14 protein-coding genes and 1 pseudogene are annotated in these 17377 nt (G+C 70.6%); 4 read left to right on the top strand and 11 right to left on the bottom strand.

What is annotated here, in order from left to right; genetic code table 11:
- Positions 1–123 precede the first annotated feature (123 nt).
- Together ACFYXS_RS04955 and ACFYXS_RS04950 are read right to left on the bottom strand one after the other, a co-directional pair.
- The gene (locus ACFYXS_RS04955; RefSeq protein WP_389243945.1) at positions 124–3777 is read right to left on the bottom strand and encodes a S8 family serine peptidase; all 3654 of its coding nucleotides are present in this window, start codon (positions 3775–3777) and stop codon (positions 124–126) included.
- A 698-nt stretch (positions 3778–4475) separates the two neighbouring features.
- Positions 4476–5036, bottom strand: coding sequence for a hypothetical protein (locus ACFYXS_RS04950; protein ID WP_389243943.1), 561 nt, complete (start codon positions 5034–5036; stop codon positions 4476–4478).
- 409 nt (positions 5037–5445) lie between these two features.
- On the opposite strand from ACFYXS_RS04950, the pseudogene ACFYXS_RS04945 reads away from it, so the two are divergent.
- Positions 5446–5868, top strand: a pseudogene (locus ACFYXS_RS04945) (VOC family protein); the annotation flags it as partial.
- Positions 5869–6058: 190 nt separating this feature from the next.
- Here the strand turns inward: ACFYXS_RS04945 and ACFYXS_RS04940 are convergent.
- Complete coding sequence (locus ACFYXS_RS04940; protein WP_389243941.1) at positions 6059–6730, bottom strand: DUF2238 domain-containing protein; 672 nt, start codon at positions 6728–6730, stop codon at positions 6059–6061.
- 452 nt (positions 6731–7182) lie between these two features.
- On the opposite strand from ACFYXS_RS04940, the gene ACFYXS_RS04935 reads away from it, so the two are divergent.
- Positions 7183–9540 (top strand): M4 family metallopeptidase, encoded by a 2358-nt coding sequence (locus ACFYXS_RS04935; protein ID WP_389243939.1) that lies wholly within the window; start codon positions 7183–7185, stop codon positions 9538–9540.
- Positions 9541–9618: 78 nt separating this feature from the next.
- On the opposite strand, the gene ACFYXS_RS04930 is transcribed toward ACFYXS_RS04935, so the two are convergent.
- The 3 genes from ACFYXS_RS04930 to sigJ form a co-directional block, all read right to left on the bottom strand.
- On the bottom strand, positions 9619–10230 hold the full coding sequence (locus tag ACFYXS_RS04930) for a hypothetical protein (RefSeq protein WP_389243937.1): 612 nt from the start codon (positions 10228–10230) through the stop codon (positions 9619–9621).
- Positions 10227–10805 (bottom strand): RNA polymerase sigma factor, encoded by a 579-nt coding sequence (locus ACFYXS_RS04925; RefSeq protein ID WP_389243935.1) that lies wholly within the window; start codon positions 10803–10805, stop codon positions 10227–10229. The genes ACFYXS_RS04930 and ACFYXS_RS04925 overlap by 4 nt, the downstream gene beginning before the upstream one ends.
- 118 nt (positions 10806–10923) lie before the next feature.
- A complete protein-coding gene (sigJ, locus tag ACFYXS_RS04920) occupies positions 10924–11943 on the bottom strand; it encodes an RNA polymerase sigma factor SigJ (protein ID WP_389243933.1) in 1020 nt (339 codons plus the stop codon).
- A 150-nt stretch (positions 11944–12093) separates the two neighbouring features.
- Between sigJ and ACFYXS_RS04915 the strand changes: the two genes are divergently transcribed.
- The gene (locus ACFYXS_RS04915) at positions 12094–13173 is read left to right on the top strand and encodes an LUD domain-containing protein (protein WP_389243931.1); all 1080 of its coding nucleotides are present in this window, start codon (positions 12094–12096) and stop codon (positions 13171–13173) included.
- 98 nt (positions 13174–13271) lie between these two features.
- Here ACFYXS_RS04915 and ACFYXS_RS04910 read toward each other — a convergent pair whose 3' ends face one another.
- Entirely contained in the window at positions 13272–13922 is a 651-nt protein-coding gene (locus ACFYXS_RS04910; protein WP_389243929.1) for a dihydrofolate reductase family protein, read from the bottom strand.
- A 263-nt stretch (positions 13923–14185) separates the two neighbouring features.
- Here ACFYXS_RS04910 and phoU point away from each other — a divergent pair, with 263 nt between their 5' ends.
- Positions 14186–14833 carry a phosphate signaling complex protein PhoU gene (gene phoU, locus ACFYXS_RS04905; protein ID WP_389243927.1) on the top strand — a complete coding sequence of 216 codons (648 nt, stop codon included), beginning with the start codon at positions 14186–14188 and terminating at the stop codon, positions 14831–14833.
- Positions 14834–14882: 49 nt separating this feature from the next.
- On the opposite strand, the gene ACFYXS_RS04900 is transcribed toward phoU, so the two are convergent.
- Genes ACFYXS_RS04900 through ACFYXS_RS04885 form a run of 4 tightly spaced genes read right to left on the bottom strand, consistent with a single transcriptional unit; the run spans position 14883 to position 17302 of the window.
- Positions 14883–15284 carry a tautomerase family protein gene (locus ACFYXS_RS04900; protein WP_389243925.1) on the bottom strand — a complete coding sequence of 134 codons (402 nt, stop codon included), beginning with the start codon at positions 15282–15284 and terminating at the stop codon, positions 14883–14885.
- 43 nt (positions 15285–15327) lie between these two features.
- Entirely contained in the window at positions 15328–16041 is a 714-nt protein-coding gene (locus ACFYXS_RS04895; RefSeq protein WP_389243923.1) for a flavin reductase family protein, read from the bottom strand.
- A complete protein-coding gene (locus ACFYXS_RS04890) occupies positions 16038–16832 on the bottom strand; it encodes an alpha/beta fold hydrolase (RefSeq protein ID WP_389243920.1) in 795 nt (264 codons plus the stop codon). The genes ACFYXS_RS04895 and ACFYXS_RS04890 overlap by 4 nt, the downstream gene beginning before the upstream one ends.
- A 44-nt stretch (positions 16833–16876) precedes the next feature.
- The gene (locus tag ACFYXS_RS04885; protein ID WP_389243918.1) at positions 16877–17302 is read right to left on the bottom strand and encodes a nuclear transport factor 2 family protein; all 426 of its coding nucleotides are present in this window, start codon (positions 17300–17302) and stop codon (positions 16877–16879) included.
- Positions 17303–17377 lie beyond the last annotated feature (75 nt).

Genomic DNA, 17377 nt, shown 5'->3' with positions numbered 1-17377 from the left:
CGGGGCCGCGCCGGCCGCCCCCCCCCCCCCGCCCGCCCCCCCCCCCCCCCGCCCCCGGGGGCGGGGGGGGGGGGCGCCCCCCCCCCCCGGGGGGGGCCCCCCCCCCCCCCCCCCTCGGGGGGGTCACTTCAGGCCGAAGGCCCGGGTGACGGTCTGGGTGATGCCGCCGCCGTTGCGCTGCTCGGCGGTGACCCGGACGGACACGTAATCCGCGCGGGCCGGCGCGTGCAGCAGCGTCTGCCAGGTGCCCTTGATCTCCTTCATCTCCTGCGGGCGCCAGGACTTTCCGTCGTCGTAGGACACTTCGAGCCTGACCGAGGAGATCGCGTCCTTGGCCGCGTCACTGCCGGCGACGGCGGGCGTGACGGAGAAGGCCGACGTGCGCTTCGCCCGTCCCGCGAGGTCCACGTCCGTGCCGTAGTCGAGTTGGGCCAACGGCAGCGCCTGGTCGTCGGCGTTGCCGGAGAGGAAGGTCCACTCGGTGTGCGTCGCGGTGGAGTAGGGGGTGAAGTCGGTGTTCCCCTGCGTGTCCGCGACGAGCCGGTACGGGAGCTTCTCCGGTGCCAGGTCGCCCACCCCGAAATCGGGGCGTGGCCCGTTCTGCGCCAGCAGCCGGTCCCCCTGGTAGAGCGCGAAGCTCCGCGACATCATGCCGGTGTCGCCGCTGTGGGCCGATCCCCCGTCGCCGAACCCGGCGATCATTCCGCCCATGGCGTTGCCGACCCGGTGCGGGACCTCGAAGCCGAGCATCCGCGGCCGGATGACGGGGCCGAACCAGCGCTCGTTGTGCACGCTGCCCGGCCGGTAGCCCACGATGTCGGTGAAGGTCGACCAGCCGTCGACGGTCGCGTACTGCTGCCACTTGACGCCGTCTCCGGCGGAGACCCAGTCGGTACGGTGCCCCGGGGCCACGGGCTCCCTGGGGAACGGCGGGACCCGCACCGACCCGTACACCGCGTACGGGTAGGCGGCCGGCCAGTACTCGTACGACGGGCTGTCCTCCCGGCTCTCGACGACCTGCTTGCCGGCGGGCGGGGCGAAGTCGTTCTCGATGCGTGCGAGGCTGCCCGGATCCGTGGCCGCCGAGGGGTCCTCCGGCACACCTCCCTGGTGGTAGTCGGCCAGGTCGTACAGGTACTTGGGCGAGGGATGGGCCTCGACGGCCAGTCTCGTCCCGGCCCTTCCCGCTGACCTGATCCTCTTGATCAGGGCTTCGCCCTCGTCCGTGGTGAGCGAGGCGACCGGGAGCGGACCGGTCGTCGTACCGTCCGGGTCGCCGTACCAGTCGCTCCCCCGGCCGTCGCCCGCGCCGGCCACCAGGAGCATCGCCGCGCCCGCGGCACGCGCCGCGGCGGCCTGGTCGGTGGGCGCCACCGCCGCGCTGCCGCGGACGACCACGGCCTTGCCGCGCGCGGACAGTCCGGCGTAGTCGGCGGGCGTGCCGTCGCCGGCGAAGACGGCGTCGACGTGCGCGGTGCCGTCCCGGAACGGGCGGGATCCCGGCTGCACCAGCAGCGTGTCGTCGAGACTGCGGCCGCCGTAGGTGATCCTCAGCGGGGTCTGCTCGGCCCGGATCCGGGTGGTGAAGACAAAGCTGCCCTTCTTCACCTTGCCCTGGGTCGGCAGGGCCCACAGGCTGTCGTAGGCGGCGGAGGGCAGCAGGATCTCGTGCAGGGCCTGCGAGTCGGCCGGGGCCGGCTTGTTCGAGGTGAAGGAGCGGAACAGGTCGATCCTGCTGGTGGTGACGGACGTGGGCTCGGGGGTGGCCACCTTGACCTGGCGTATGCGCGACGCGTCGAGTTCGACGGTCCGGTCGGCCTTCAGGTCGAGCTCGGGAACGGTCAGCACCGCGAATCCCAGGGAGTGCGGGCCGTGCTTCCCCTCCACGTCCAGCGTCGAGACGACCGTGTAGGAGCCGGGGGCCCAGCGGCTGGTGAGCGTGCCGTCCGGGACCCACAGGACGGTCGTCCTCCCGTCGGCGCCGGTGATCTCCACCTCGCCGCTGACGGGCTTGCCCGACCGGTCCTTGAGGTGGACGGTCAGGGCGTACTTCTCGGACTCGACGGACAGGCCCACGGCCGTGTGCACGGCACCGGCCGACGAACGCGCGGTGACCTGGGCGGCGTACTGGCCGGCGGCCAGCCCCTTCGGGTCCGCCACGAGGCCGACCGTCGAGGATCCGCGCGCCGGGACCGTCACGCGGTCGGCGGCGAGGGTGAACACGCCCGCGGGCGAGGTGCCTCGGTCGGTCGAGAGCCGCAACGTGACGGGGCGGTCGGTGGTGTTGGTGTAGGTGATCTGCCGCGTGACCGGCTGCGGCTGCTTGCCGGGCGACCAGGCGACGAGTCCGGCGTCCACCGATCCGGTCGCGACGACCTGGTCCCGCAGGTACGCCGCGGCCACGTCCAGCCGGCCGGTGCCTGCCTGGTAGGGGCTGTAGTCGGGGGTCGGCGCGCTGGTGCTCATCAGCGCGTCCTTGATCTGCTGCCCGGTCCACGCCGGGTGCTTCTGGGCCAGCAGGACGGCCGCACCGGCGACATGCGGCGCCGCCATGGAAGTGCCGCTGTCGGAGCGGTAGTAGCCCTCACCACCGTCGTTCATGTACTGGGAACGCGCCGCCAGTACGTCCACGCCGGGGGCCGTCAGGTCGGGCTTGAGGGCGTCGTCGTTCAGGCGGGGTCCGGCGCTGGAGAAGTCGGCGAGGTGGTCGGAGGCGTCCACCGCGCCGACGGTGAGCGCGGCGTCCGCGGTTCCCGGCGCGCTCACGCTGTAGGGGCTGTTGCCGCTGTTGCCCGCGGCGATGACGAACAGCGCGCCCGTCTCGGCGCTCAGCCGGTTCACCGCCTGGCTCAGCGGATCGTCCTGGGTGTGCCATGCCGGCGTGCCCAGGCTCATGTTGATCACCTTGGCGTGCTCGGTCCGCGCCGCCCACTCCATGCCCGCGATGATCCCGGATATCGCACCCGAGCCGTTGTCACCGAGGACCTTGCCCACGATCAGCTCCGCGCCGGGAGCGACACCGCGCTCCTTGCCGTCGGAGGCCGCGCCGGTCCCGGCGACGGTGGAGGCGGTGTGGGTGCCGTGGCCGTTCCGGTCGAGCACGCCGTCACCCGGGACGAAACTTCGGGACGCCACAAGACGGTCGACCAGATCCGGGTGGGTGGCGTCCACCCCCGAGTCCAGCACCGCGACCCGTACCCCGGCGCCGGTACCGCCCGCGGCCCAGGCCGCGGGAGCGCCCACCTGGGCGGTGCTGTCGGCCAGGTCCGCCTCCGCCTTGCCGTCCAGCCACACCGTGTCCACACCGGCGGCGAAGGACGGCGCGGGCTCAGCGGTCCGCGCGGTCGGCCTCAGGGCTTTCTCGTCCTGCCCTCCCGAGCCGGAGCCGGAGCCGGTGCCGGTGAGGGCGGACCAGAACGCGGCGGCCTTCGACCGTTGGGCGCGAACGGCCGCTCCGTGGACGGAGGGAAGGGTCAGGGTGGTCTTCGCCCCCGGCAGTGCGTCGTCGGAGGTACCGCTCGTGCGGGCGGACGCGACATCGGCGTGGGTGATGATCAGGGGCAGCGCACCGGCGTGGGCGTCGTCGTAGCCCTGGGCCACCAGCCGCGTGACGTTGAAGAGCTGCTTGTCCAGCCGGCCGGTCGCGATGTACGCCATGGCCTCGTCGGGGTACACGAATGTGTCGCCGCCCTCGCCGACCACACGCACCGACCCCCGGGCGCCCGGCGCACGCTCGACATCGAGCACGGGGGCACGCCCGCCCGCACTCTGAGTCACCGTCACCCTGTCCCCGGTGATCAACGTCACCGTGACCGGCGGACGCTGAGCGCCGCCCGTCCCGGCCGAGGACCCGGCGGCGGCAGGCAGGACCGGGGCAACGCCGTAGGCCACCCCGGGGGTGGCCAGGGTGACGGCGAGAACCGCGGCAACCGACGCCGCGGATCTTCGGGCAAAAGGAACTCGCACATTGCCTCCAGAGTTGACCATGGTCCGCATCCGACCATCCCCGGAGAGGAAATGTAAAGCCCTTGAACTAATAACTTCCATGGCCGTAACATGCGTCAGCCGAATACTGGACAACCCAGGCCACAACGGCACTTGACCACTCAGAACATCCCCGGGCCGAGCGTGATGTCGCGCCGCCGGGCCCCCCGGGCCAATTCCCGCATTTCCCCGTGCCGCGGGATTCCGAGGATTTAACACCTACGGAACAGGGCGGTGACCGCGGCTCTGCAGGATCCGAAGAAGACGAAATCGACCCAGAGGAACCCGCGAAGCCCAGGACCACCCGGCGAAGCCGTCGACAGGCCGGCTGCGGGACGAGGCACGGGCGCGAACGGTCGCCCCTCAGGCGCCAGGGAGACGGCGAAGGCAGCAGCCTTGGCCCCGGAAGTCCGAAGTTCGAGCGGAAAGTCCCCTCGACGTGCGTCCGTTCGGCGGGCGTGTCACCCAACCATCGTCCTTTCGCCGCCCTCCTACAAGTGGGGAAGCGCTTCGTCGTCGCGGGCCTCTCGGCGCTGCTCCAGCCAGAAGAGGTAGCCGCGCAGGTAGGTCTCCAGACCGTCATCGATGTAGGCGATGAAGTCCCGATGCCCCTGAGCGGCGTCGTGATAGTGGCCGAGGTAGCGCGGGTCGGAGTTGAAACCCCAGTGAGGATGGGTGTTCGCACCCCAGTCGGCGGCTATGGCAGCAGCCCATTCCCGCACGCGGACTCGGTCCCGCCACCAGTCACGGACGGAGTCCACCGTCCAATGTTCGTCACCGTCCCAGTTGTACCCACGGTACAACTCCATCCTGCAACCGCGGATCACGGCCGCGGTCTCGTGCTCGTCCACCGGTTGGCGATAGATGAACTCGAAGCCGAAGCCGCGGCCCAGATCGTCGTCATAGGCGATATGACCGGGAGCGTCCAGCCGGCCAGTGGCCATGCTGTCGGTTTCACCGGCATAGAAAGGGCCTGGAACATTACGCCAGTTCCGTTGTTCCCACGCGCCCGTGAAGAGTTCCTCCGCATGCTCCCCGAGGCTCTCCATCACCTGTCGAGCCGTGGGTAGCGGATTCCAATAGCCAGTCACAGTCCCATCCTGCCCGGCTCCGATGGGCTTGCCGGCCAAAGGGCGGGCAGTACACCAGCGCCCGAAGCCGCCAAGCGATCACCGGTTGCCCGCACAACAGCTCATGATCCATGGCGGCGTCACCCGCTGGGACGCCATCGGAACCAGTAGTCGAGGCCGTCGGCCCGGTAGCGAGCGCCGTCGTCGAACCGCAGCTCCCCCACCAGCCGTCGCGCGTCGACCGGCGCCCTGAGTTGCGCTTCGCCCCAGGTCCGAGCTACAAGCGCAGGGTACCGGCGAGTGGCTGCCAGCGGGGGCGGTCCTCCCGGAAACCTGCTGATCAGCCTCAGGAATCGAGCGAAACACCCCCTGGTAGGGTGCGCCGACGCCTTCGGTCAAGCAGTTCCAAGTCACCTTCGACTGTGCGGAACCCGAGCGACTCGCTCGCTTCTGGTGCGAGGTGCTGGGGTACCAAGTGCCGCCGCCACCGTCGGGGTTCGCCACATGGGACGAGTTCCACCGCTCCCGGGCCCCCGAGGATCGGGGTTCATGGTTCGCCTGCGGGGATCCCACGGGCGTGGGCCCACGACTGTACTTTCAGCGCGTCCCCGAAGGGAAGGTCGCCGAGAATCGGGGGCACCTCGACGTGAGGGTCGCCACCGGACTCGCGCGCGAAGAGCGCCTGGCCGCGCTCGAGGCCGAATGCGCACGACTGATCCCGCTCGGCGCGGTCCGCACGCGACTGCTGTACGAGGGCAATGACGCGTGCATCGTCATGCAGGACATCGAGGGCAACGAGTTCTGCCTCGACTGAGCGACCTCCGAGGCATCGCCGAGTGGAGGAGCCCGGCAGGCAGACGCAGGCGAACACGGAGATGGCCGAGAAGTCGCCCACTCCCCTCATGCTGTTCCGTGATGAAGGCCTGGGCTGATCATGCCGGGGCGCAAAGGGGAGTGCGCGGAGCCGTCACCGGATGCTTCCGGAACGGTGCAGGGCGAGGGCCCTACGTGCTCCCCGGCCCGTGCGCCCGGACCTCGCGCACTGCGAGACCGTCCAATTGGCGGTCGTGCACCCCGCTGAGCAGGAGTAGCGACAGCACGGCGCCGATGAGGGCGCAGAACATGTCCCACTGGGTGTCCCAGACGTCCCCCTGGGTGGCAAGGAAAGCGTCCGCGGCGTCGCCACCGATCAACGAGGCCCACCACTCGAGCAGCTCGAAGAACGCGCTGAACGCCATGCAGGCGCAGACGGTGAGCGGCGCGAGCCACCGGCTGCCGCGGAGCGGAGAGGTGCGGACGAGAATCTCGCGGACCAGCACGGCGGGCACGAAGCCCTGCATCAAGTGGCCGATCCGGTCGAACGGGTTGCGCGACAGGTCCAGGCCGTCGCGCAACCACTCACCCAACGGCACCTGGGCGTAGGTGTAGTGACCGCCGACGGACAGGACGACGGCGTGCAGCGCCAGAAGGGCGCAAAGCAGTCCGGTCAGCGGGAACCGGCGCCGCAGGACGACCGCCAGCGGCAGCCCGATCATGACCCAGAAAGTCTCCAGAATCCACGTGCCGCGTTCACGCGGATGAATTCCGGAAAGCACCAACGCCGCACACACAAGGATCAAAGCGGCATTCGGCGCCACCGGTCGGGCAGGCCGGACGGGAACGGGGACGTCTGTCATACGCCCAGAGTCGCAAGACCCGGCACGCGAACGCATGAGTACGACTACTCAACCGCGACAGGTATCAGCATCAGGTTCCACCGCCCAAGGCGACGCATCGCCCAGGACAGGCGCCGTGTCCACACAACTGCTGTCGCTTCTACGACAGCTGTCGGGATACCGACACCAACAGAACGGTCGCGGCCGGCCGAAACTCGCCATCGCGACCGCACCCCTCCCTGTTACGGCGACATGAAGCCGCAAGTGGCACGACCTGGGGGCGGTGGCCGAGCCGTGAACCCCTCACCGCTTTTCGGACAATGATCTCCGAACTGTGGACGGTGGATTGGGTGGCTGAAACGATCCCCTGGTCGTACGCACATTCGCAGCGTGCGACTTCGCCACGGAGGCACCGTCGCCTCCCGTCACCCCCTCCCCCGGCTGCACCCGGCCGGACTCAAGGAGCTGCACCAGTGACGCACAACCCCCCTGTCACGGGCGCCACTTCGCCACGGATCGCGCTCACTCGGCACCGCACGGCCGCCGTCGCCGCGACGGTCGCCCTGGCCGCCGCCCTCGTCACCGTCCTCCCGGCCGCCGGCGCGGTCGCCGCGCCCCGGGCGGCACACGACGCCGCGCACCAGCCCGCGCCGCCCCGGATATCCGCGTCGGCCCGGGCCGGCGCCGCGCCCCTGCGGCTCTCCACCGCGCAACACGCCGAACTACTGGACGAGGCCGCGGACACGAGCGCCGACACCGCACACGCGCTGCGGCTCGGCAGCGGCGAGAAGCTGCTGCCGAAGGACGTAGTCAAGGACGCCGACGGCACCGTGCACACCCGCTACGAGCGCACGTACCACGGACTCCCCGTCATCGGTGGCGACCTGGTGGTGCACCAGCAAGGCGCCACGCGGACCACCACGGAACCGACCGGCAGGATATCGCTCCCCACGTCGGTGGCCTCCGTGCCGGCCGCGCTGGCGAGGAAGTCGGCGCTGGCCTCCGTCGAGGAGGAGCGGGACCACGAGGCGAAGGCCACCGCCGCACCCCGGCTGGTGGTCTGGGCCGGAGGCGAGGGCAAGCCGCGGCTCGCCTGGCAGTCGGTCGTCACCGGCGTCCAGGACGACGGTACTCCGAGCAACGTCCAGGTGCTGACCGACGCCGCGACCGGCGAGGAACTGCAACACGCGGAGCAGATCAACGCCGGCACGGGGCAGAGCCAGTACAGCGGCCGCGTGCAGATCGGCACCGTCCGCGCCGGCGACCACTACGAGCTGACGGACCCGCAGCGCGGCGCCCACAGCACCTACGACCTGACCGGCGTCGGCGGCAACGGCACTCTCGTCACGGACGCCGACGACCAGTGGGGCGACGGCACCACCGCGAACCGCCAGACGGCCGCCGTCGACGCCGCCTACGGCCAGCGCAAGACCTGGGACTTCTATCACGACATGTACGGCCGCAACGGCATCGCGGACAACGGTGCCGGCTCGTACTCGCGCGTCCACTACGGCAGCAACTACGCCAACGCCTTCTGGGACGACGGCTGCTTCTGCATGACGTACGGCGACGGCCTGGACAACGCGCACCCGCTGACCGAACTCGACATCGCCGCGCACGAAATGACCCACGGCGTGACCGCCGCGACGGCCGGCCTGATCTACGAGGGCGAATCGGGGGGTCTCAACGAGGCCACCAGCGACATCATGGCCACGGCCGTGGAATTCTACGCCAACAACCCGTCGGACACCCCCGACTACACACTGGGCGAGCTCGCCGACGTACGCGGTACCGGCAGGCCTCTGCGCTACATGGACCAGCCCTCCAAGGACGCAGACCCGGTCAAGGGCACGTCCCAGGACTACTGGACACCGCAGACCAAGGACCTGAACGTCCACAACAGTTCGGGCGTCGCCAACCACTTCTTCTACCTGCTGTCCGAGGGCAGCGGCAAGAAGACGATCAACGGTGTTTCCTACGACAGTCCCACCTACGACGGCAAGCCGGTCGCCGGCCTCGGGCTGCACAACGCCACCAACGTCTGGTACCGGGCGCTGACCCGCTACATGACCAGCACCACGGACTACGCCGCTGCGCGGGTGGCCACCCTTCAGGCCGCCGCGGACCTCTTCGGCAGGTCCAGTGACGCGTACGAGGCGGTGGGCAACGCGTGGGCCGCGGTGAACGTCGGTCCTCGCTTCGTCAACCACATCGCCGTGGTGCCGCCGTCCACCCGGAACTCGGCAATGGGCGTCCCTGTCAGTCGGCAGATCGAGGCGGTCACCAGTCGTTCGGGCAGCTTGACGTACTCGGCGGCGAACCTGCCCACCGGCCTGTCGGTCAACCGCACGACGGGCCTGATCACGGGCACCCCGACGACCGCCGGCACCTTCGCGACGGTCGTCACGATCCGCACCTCGGCGGCGGAGACCCTGCCGGTGCCGTGGCAGTGGACCGTCCTGGCCTCCGGCGGCGACCACTTCGTCAATCCCGACCGGTACGACATCGGGGCATGGGCGACCACGGAGTCCCCGATCACCGTCACGGGCCGGCAGGGCAACGCGTCCGCCGCGGTCAAGGTCAGTGTGGACATGTACAAGGGGTGGATCGGCGGGCAGATCATCTGGCTGGTGGCGCCGGACGGCACCGCGTTCCTGGTGAAGGACTTCGTCTGGGACACCGGCAGCGAACTGCACGCCACCTACACCGTCGACGCCTCGACCGTGGCCGCCAACGGCACATGGAAGCTGCGGGTCCAGGACAACACCCCGTCGTTCCCGGGCAACGCCGCCGTGCCGGGCTACCTCGACGACTGGAGCCTGGACTTCTGACCGTCCTCCGCTCCGCCGCGTGCCGTCGCACCCCGCTTCATGGGGGTGCGACGGCACGCGCACGAGACCAGACGTTTTTCAGCCGGCGTACGCCTGCTCGTACAGGCTCCGCAACTGCGGGGTGGCCTCCGCCGTCGCGCCGCACAGGCTGACGCGGCCGTCATCCGCCGTGACCAGGTAGTGGTGGCCGGCGGCGAACTCCGCTCCGTTGAGGAGCTGGGCCAGGGTCGCGTCGCTGGTGAGCCGGACGGTGGCGGGTCCGGTGCCCTGGTACCAGCGGTCCACCCGGAGCTCGACCCGGTCGCCCTCGACCGAGGTCGCCGTGCCTTCGAACGCGATGTGGAAACCGCGCAGGAGGTCGGCGGTCACGGGGGCGCACTTCCCGGCAGGCGCGTCCGGGACGGCCAGGGTCAGGGCGGGAGCCGACGGGGTCGCCGCAGCCGACGGCTTGGCCTCCTGCGAGGTCACACCCCAGGCGATTCCTCCCACCACCACGAGCAGGGCCGCGCCCACCGCCACGGGGAGGAAACGTCGGCGGGACGTGCCCGCAGCAGGGGGCGTGGGCGGGGAAACGCGGGTGTCGGCGGTCACGGTGGCCTCCAGAAGAAGCTTGGGATCGGGGGAAGGCGCCTCGGATGTCCGTGCCGGGTCGATGGCCCTCATCCGGGCCAGCAGTTCGTCGTCGTTCACCCTCGGCTCCCTTCTTCATCCGTCCTCTGTCCGGCCCGCCGGGGATTCTTTCGTTCGAGCCGAGCGGCGATCTTCTTCTTGGCCCGGTGCAGCCGGATGCTCGCCGCGTTGGCGGTCAGCCCGGTCACCTGCGCGATCGCGCTCGGCGCCAGTCCCTCCCACGCCCACAGCCGGACGACCTCGCGGTCCAGCGCTCCCAGCATGCCCAGCGCTTGATGCAGTTCCAGGTGGTCCGGCTCCTCCTCGCGCGGTGGCTCGGCTGCCTGAGTCAGCCGTTCCACCAGCCGGAGCCGACGCCGCTCCGCCCGGCTCGCGTTGGCCAGACAGCCCCTCGTGACGCCGTAGCACCAGGGCAGCGCCTCGTCGGGATCGACGGAACCCTCCGCGTCGATCCCCGGCACGTCCTCCAGCCGGCGCCACAGCACCAGCATGGTCTCCGCGAACACGTCGTCGATCGCGGCGGCGTCCGCCCGCCGCCGCAGATACCGGTGCAGCGGCTCCGCCACCACACCCAGCAACGCCTCGAACCGAGCCTCCCGAACCGGGGACCGCTCCTGCACCAGCCTCAATTCCACACCTTCACCTGTCCGGCACCGCCCGCTTCCTTTCACGCTCGGCGGGGCGACGTCCCGCCGGCGCCGGAACCCAGGACGCTGCCCGACATCCCACCGCGGAGCACCTCATCCTCGCAGGTCACCGCGGTGCCGGCGGAACGGGGCCAGGCGGGCTCGCCCCGGTTCCCGATCCGCCCGGCGTCCGCACGGGGATCGCTCCTCGGGCATTCCTCCACGGACGGAGTTTCTCGGGGTTCCGCACCGCCCAGATGTGCCTGATCCGGTCCCCCGCGATGTCGAAGGCGAACACCGTCGCGATGTCGCCGTCCTGCCGCGCCACCAGGCCGGGCACACCGTTGACCGTGCACTCCAGGAACGTCGTGCGGTCGCCCGACACTCGGGCGATCTCGGCATAGGCATGTGCGATCCGGACGCCCCCGACGATCGCGTGCAGGTGGGTGACGGCCAGCCCGCCGCCGTCGGCGGTCGCGGTCGCGTCGGGGTCGAGCAGGCCGATCAGGGCCTCGATGTCCTTGGCCTCCCACGCACTCCTGAACCGCCTGACGATGCGGGCCTGCCCGGCACTCGGACCCGCCGGGGTCCGTGCGGTGCGGACGCGACGGCGGGCGGACGAGGCCAGTTGACGGCACGCCGCCGGTGTGCGGCCGACGATCTCGGCGACCTCGCCGAAGGGGTAGCGGAACACGTCGTGCAGGACGAACGCCACGCGCTCGGCCGGGGTCATCGCCTCGAGGACGACCAGGAAGGCCATCGTCACCGACTCGTCGAGAGTGACCCGATCGGCCGGGTCGGTCCCGCCCGCGCCGGAGCGCCCGGTCGTCCATTCCGTGGGCTCGGGGACCGGTTCGGGGATCCAGTCGCCCACGTACGTCTCGCGCCTGGCCCGCGCCGAGCCGAGCAGGTTCAGGCAGATGCGGCTCGCCACCGTCATCAGCCAGGCGCCGGGTTTCTCGATGGCCTGCTGCTCGCGTGCGGACATGGCGTACCAGCGGGCGTAGGTCTCCTGCACGACGTCCTCGGCGTCGGCGAGGGACCCCAGGAGCCGATAGGCGAGATTGATCAGCCGGCGCCGCTCGCTCATGATCGCGCCGAGGCCCGGATCGCTCTGCCGGCCGCCGGGCTCGGCTGTGGTGGTCATGGTCCAGCCGTCTCCCTCACTCGTTTCTGTGCCCCTGCCCGGTACGACGGAACAGCGCGCCGGAATGTGAGGCCGACGCGCCGCCTCACATTCCGCGGGGCCGCGTTGTCGTACCGGTCAGAACGGCGACACGACGGAGAGAGGACCCCGATGAACGACTTCCAGGCCATCGCTGACCGCGTCGAGATCGAGGCGCTGCGCGGCGAGTTCACCGACGCGGCCATGATGCGCGACCGGCCCCGCCTGGCCGCGCTGTTCACGCCGGACGGTGCGCTGCGCATGCCCAACATCCCCGCCGAACTGCTCGGCCGGGAGGAGATCCGTGCCGGGGGCGAGCGGCTGCAGAGCCAGTGGGACTTCTTCGTCCAGACCACACACCCCGGCACGATCGTGCTCGACGGGGACACGGCGACCGGCCGTGCCTACATCCAGGAGCTCGCACGCACCCTCGACGGACGCCAGGGCCTGAACTACGCGGTCTACCACGACCGCTACCAGCGCACCGCGGAGGGCTGGAGGTTCGCCGAGCGGGTCTACGAGGTCAGGTACCTCGACACCTCCCCGCTGGCCGGCACGGCACCCCGATCGGCACAGGACTCGCCCGCCCACCCGACTCAGGCCGTCTCCTTCACCGACCCCGCACCGGCCGAGCGACTGGAGCGGACAGCCGCCGCGCTGCGCGCCAACGGATTCGCCGCCGAGATCCTCGACGACGCCGCGGCCGCGCGCCGCCGCGTCGACGACCTGGTCCCCGAGGGCTCCAGCGTGCTCACCGGAGCCAGCGAGACCCTCCGGCTGTCCGGCATCGACGAGGACCTCAACACCAGCGGCCGCTACGACGCCATCAGGCCACGCGTCCTGACCATCGACCGTGCCACCGGCGCCGACGAGATCCGGAAGCTGCTCGCCACCCCCGAATTCGTCGTCAACAGTGTCGCCGCGGTCACCGAGACCGGCTCCCTCGTCCTTGCCTCCGGCAGCGGCAGCCAAGTCCCCGCCAACGCGGGCGGCGCCGCGCACGCGGTCTGGATCGTCGGTGCGCAGAAGGTGGTGCCGGACCTGAGCACGGCACTGCGCCGCGTCGAGGAGCACGCCCTCCCGCTGGAGAGCGCACGCGCCCAAGCGGTGTACGGGATGCCCAGCGCCGTCAACCGCCTGCTCGTCCTCAACGCGGAGCCCCGCCCAGGTCGCGGCACGGTACTCCTTCTGCGACACGCCATCGGATACTGACCCGGCCCGGGGCGTGACCGTGTCCGCCCCGGGCCGGCCGCCGACGGCGAGAAACGGACGCCCTCGCAGTCGAGGCCCGAGTCAGGCAGGCCTCGGCGTCACTTGCGCCAGAACAGGTGATGCGTCACGCCGCTCGGGCTGGGCACGACCTCCCGATGGAAGCGGTCCAGCAGCTCATCCGGAGACTTCCACAGTCGCAGCCCGGACCCCAGCCTCACCGGCGCGACCGCCACATGCAGGGAGTCGACAAGGCCGGCGTCAAGGAACTGACGGATCGTGGTGACTCCGCCGCCGAGCCGGACGTCCTTGCCCTGCGCCGCTTCACGCGCCCGTTCCAGGACCGCCGCCGGATCCCCCTCGACGAAATGGAACGTGGTGTCGGCCAGCGTGAACGAGGGACGCGTGTGATGGGTCATGACGAACACCGGCGTGCGGAACGGCGGCTCTTGTCCCCACCAGCCGCGCCACTCGTGGTCGTGCCAGGGCCCGCGCTGCGGCCCGAACTTGTTGCGGCCCATGATCTCGGCGCCGATGTTGCGTGCGAAATCCCGCGTGAAGTAGTCGTCCAGGCCCCGGGTTCCTCCGGGGTCCGTGCGATTGGGCCAGCTCGCCGTGGCGCCCGCCCAGCCGAACAGCCGCTCGGCACCGTCACAACCGAACGGCCTCTCCAGACTCTGGTCCTCACCGGCACCGGCACCGATGCCGTCAGCCGAGACATTGAAGTTCATGACTCTCAGCAGTTGATCCACGTCCGTCCTCACCAGATCCTGACCAGATCCTGTCGCCTCGTCGTGCGGCGGAGCGCCGCACACCATGACGTCGAACAGGGCACGCCCCGATCGACAGCGGTCCACAGCCTTTTTTCATCGGCCTCGCCGTGCCGTCACCAGCAGCAGGTCCCGGCCGCCACCGCCGCCCTTGCCCATCACGGCACCAGGGTGCTTTCCCCTAGGTTGTGGAAAGCTGACCGCCGACGGGGGCTCGGCAGGTAGCCGATACCGGAGGGGACGCAATGCGCGACGCATATCATGAGGAACTCGATTCCATCGCCACGAGCCTGGTCGAGATGGCCCAGCTGGTCGGTTCCGCCATGGAACAGGCGACGACGGCGCTGCTGGAGGGCGACTCGGCCCTCGCCGAGCTCGTCATCGCGCGCGACGAGCAGGTCAACGCCCTGCAACACGCGCTGGAGGACCGGGCCATCGACCTGCTCGCCCGGCAGCAGCCCGTCGCGACCGACCTGCGGATCGTCGTGACCTCGCTGCGTATGAGCGCCGACCTTGAGCGCTCCGGCGACCTGGCCAAGCACGTGGCCAAGCTCGCCCAGCTCCGCGCCCCGGAAAAGGCCGTCCCGGACGACCTGCGCAGCACCATCCAGGAAATGGGCCGGCTGGCACAGCACCTCATGGCCAAGACCGCCGAGGTCCTGGTGACCAGGGACGTCGACACGGCCCTGACCATGGAGCAGGACGACGACCGGATCGACTCCCTTCACCGCGCGCTGTTCCAGCACCTGCTGGACGAGCGCTGGAAGCACGGCGTGGAGACCGCGGTCGACGTCACGCTCGCCGGCCGCTACTACGAACGCTTCGCCGATCACGCCGTTTCCGTGGCCAACCGCGTCGTCTACCTCGTCACCGGCGAACACGCCCACGAATGACAGGCCCAGCGCGGCGCCGGTGACGGGGCACCGGCGACCGCGCGCGGGGTCACCAGCGCGGAGTCGCGTCCGCGAGCTGGAGTTCGCCCCTGCCGAAGGAGAAGCTCTCGTTCGGTACGGGGATCAGCGCGATGAAGATGTCGTCCGGCGAGACGCCGACCGCCTCGACCACCAGCCTGTTGATGGCGGCGGCCACCGCCCGCTTGTCCTCCAGGGGCCGGTGCGCCCCGAGGAGGACGGTGATGATCATGGCGTCGCTGCTGCGCTGCATGCCCATGAAGGTGGGGTCCAGGAACAGTTCGCCGTCGCCGTGCTCACTGATCATGATGAAGCGGTCGCCCTCGGGGATGCCGAGTCCCTGCACGAGCGACTGGTTGAGCGCGTCGGCGAGTGCGCGCTTGTCCTGCGGGGAGAAGCGGCCGGCGGGGACATGGGCGTTGAAGACGGGCATGGGGTGCTCCTTCGGTAGTGGGGGGGTCCGGGATGCGGTCCGGTCAGGCCTTGGTCGCTCCCGAGGGCGACCAGTCGGCGCTGTCCACCGGGGACCAGCCGTCGGGACGCTCGTCGATGCGGATCATGCGCCTGCCCGCCCGGGCGCGCAGCACGTCCGCCGCCAGCGGGGTCACGAAGGCGTTGTCCGCGAGCGTGTACTCGGCGGCGAGGCGGCCGACCGTCGGGATCGCGCCGGTGTCGATCCGGCCGTTGCCGGTGTAGAGGTCGTCCCTGATGTGGAACCGGACGACCCGGCCCCAGACGACGTGGTCGTGCACGTCGCCGACCGGCATGATGCGGTCGAGCGTGCACTCCAGGGCGATGGGGGCGTCCTTCAAACGGGGCGCCCGGACGACCTCGCAGGCCTCCTTGACCAGACCCACTTCTTCGAACTCGTCCAGGTCGCTGTCGAATTCCACGGCGCTGCGGTGCATCTCGTGGGCGTGGGGAAGCGTCACGAGGTTGGTGGCGAACTCGCCGGTGTCGCGGATGTTGACCAGCGTGTCCTTGAGGGTCCTGCCGTCCGAGCGGGGCTGGATGGTCAGCGACACCATCGGCGGCTTGCGGCTGACCACGGTGAAGAACGAGATCGGCGCCAGGTTGGCGACGCCGGACGTCGACCGCGTGCTCACCCAGCCGATCGCCCGCGGGGTCACGGCCCCGATGAGGAGTTTGTACGAGGCCCGCGCGTCCAGTTCGTCGGCGTTGATGATCACGTCAGCGGCCTCTCGGACGTACCCGCGGCACTCTCGAGGACATGACCCTCGATCAGCGCCGCGGTGCGGGCGGGCGTTTCCATGGGCGGCAGGTGGGCCGCGCCGTCGATGACGACACTGCGTACGTCGGTGTACTGGGGGACGATCTGCCCCTCGGCCACGGCTTGGGTCAGCACCGGATCGTGCCGGCCGGTGAGCACGAGGACGGGTCCCTGATAGCCCAGGGCCTCGCCGGACGCGTCGTCCCCGGTCCAGGTCCGCAGGTAGCCGCGCATGGCCGCGGGATCGGCGGTGCGGTGGGAGACGTCGTTGACGTGACGGACGAAGCCCGCGCCCAGGCGGCCGCCGGTGACGGCGGAGATCACCGTGGCCCGGGCCTCCGGGTCGCCGGTGGCCGTCCCGAAGAGCGCTGCCCCGTCGGCGTCGAGGGGGAATCCGCGGCTGGGCACGGCGCTCAGCAGGGTCAGGCTCGCCGGCCGGGACCGCGGTTCCGGCCGCCCGGCGACCCATTGTGCGGCCTGGCCGCCCATGGAGTGCCCGACCAGGTGGAACTCGTCCCATCCGAGGGTGTCGACGAGGTCGATGAGATCCCGTCCCATCTCCTGGACCGAGAAGTCCCCCGTCAGTTCACCGGACCGCCCGTATCCGCGGAAGTCGGGGAAGACCCACGAGTACCGCTCGGTGTCGAGGAGGGGGAACAAGCCGTCGTAGCCTTCGTGACCTGCCAGCCAGGAGTGCGCCCAAAGGACCTTGATCGGCCCACCGCCCACTGCGTGGTGTCCCAGAGTCATGCGGATTTCCTTCGGTTGGTGCGGAACAGCGGCGCGCGGGAGGTTCAGGACGCTGCCGAGGGGAAGACCTGGAGTCCTTCGATCACGTCGCGGCCCTTGGCCGTGTCCGCGTACAGCCGCGCCTCGGTGATCAGGCCGTCGACCACGGTGAACAGCAGGCAGTGCTCGTTCTCCATGGTCCGGCCGTTCTTCGCCTTGGCCCTGGCCGTGACGGGGACGACCACATGGGTCCCGGCGTCGAGCACGGCGTGCGCGTCGTAGTCGAAGTACTCGTAGTAGTGGTCGAACAGGTCCTTGTAGAACGCCGTGAACCCGTCCCGGCCGCGGAAGGTGCCGCCGTAGGGCAGGGACGTCGGGAAGTGGAAGACGACCTCGGGCGACATCAGGGCCACCAGGTCGGACGAGTCGTTCTTCTCGAATCCGGTGTAGGCACGACGGCAGGCATCCAGGATCGCCTGATTCTGCGGCATGTTCTCTCCATGGTCCGGGCTGAGGTGGTGGGGCGGGACGCGGCGCGGAGGGACGGGGGCCGGTCGCCTGCCGGT

The sequence above is a fragment of the Streptomyces sp. NPDC002574 genome, assembly GCF_042889545.1.
In the GTDB taxonomy this organism is placed as follows: Bacteria; Actinomycetota; Actinomycetes; order Streptomycetales; family Streptomycetaceae; genus Actinacidiphila.
This window is presented reverse-complemented; position numbering and strand designations above follow the sequence as displayed.

What these genes read in the sequence shown, in the direction of transcription:
- ACFYXS_RS04940 (WP_389243941.1), bottom strand. Translation starts at nt 6,730, where the DNA reads ATGACAGACGTCCCCGTTCCCGTCCGGCCTGCCCGACCGGTGGCGCCG.
- ACFYXS_RS04900 (WP_389243925.1), bottom strand. Translation starts at nt 15,284, where the DNA reads ATGCCCGTCTTCAACGCCCATGTCCCCGCCGGCCGCTTCTCCCCGCAG.
- ACFYXS_RS04885 (WP_389243918.1), bottom strand. Translation starts at nt 17,302, where the DNA reads ATGCCGCAGAATCAGGCGATCCTGGATGCCTGCCGTCGTGCCTACACC.
- ACFYXS_RS04915 (WP_389243931.1), top strand. Translation starts at nt 12,094, where the DNA reads ATGAACGACTTCCAGGCCATCGCTGACCGCGTCGAGATCGAGGCGCTG.
- phoU (WP_389243927.1), top strand. Translation starts at nt 14,186, where the DNA reads ATGCGCGACGCATATCATGAGGAACTCGATTCCATCGCCACGAGCCTG.
- sigJ (WP_389243933.1), bottom strand. Translation starts at nt 11,943, where the DNA reads ATGACCACCACAGCCGAGCCCGGCGGCCGGCAGAGCGATCCGGGCCTC.
- ACFYXS_RS04890 (WP_389243920.1), bottom strand. Translation starts at nt 16,832, where the DNA reads ATGACTCTGGGACACCACGCAGTGGGCGGTGGGCCGATCAAGGTCCTT.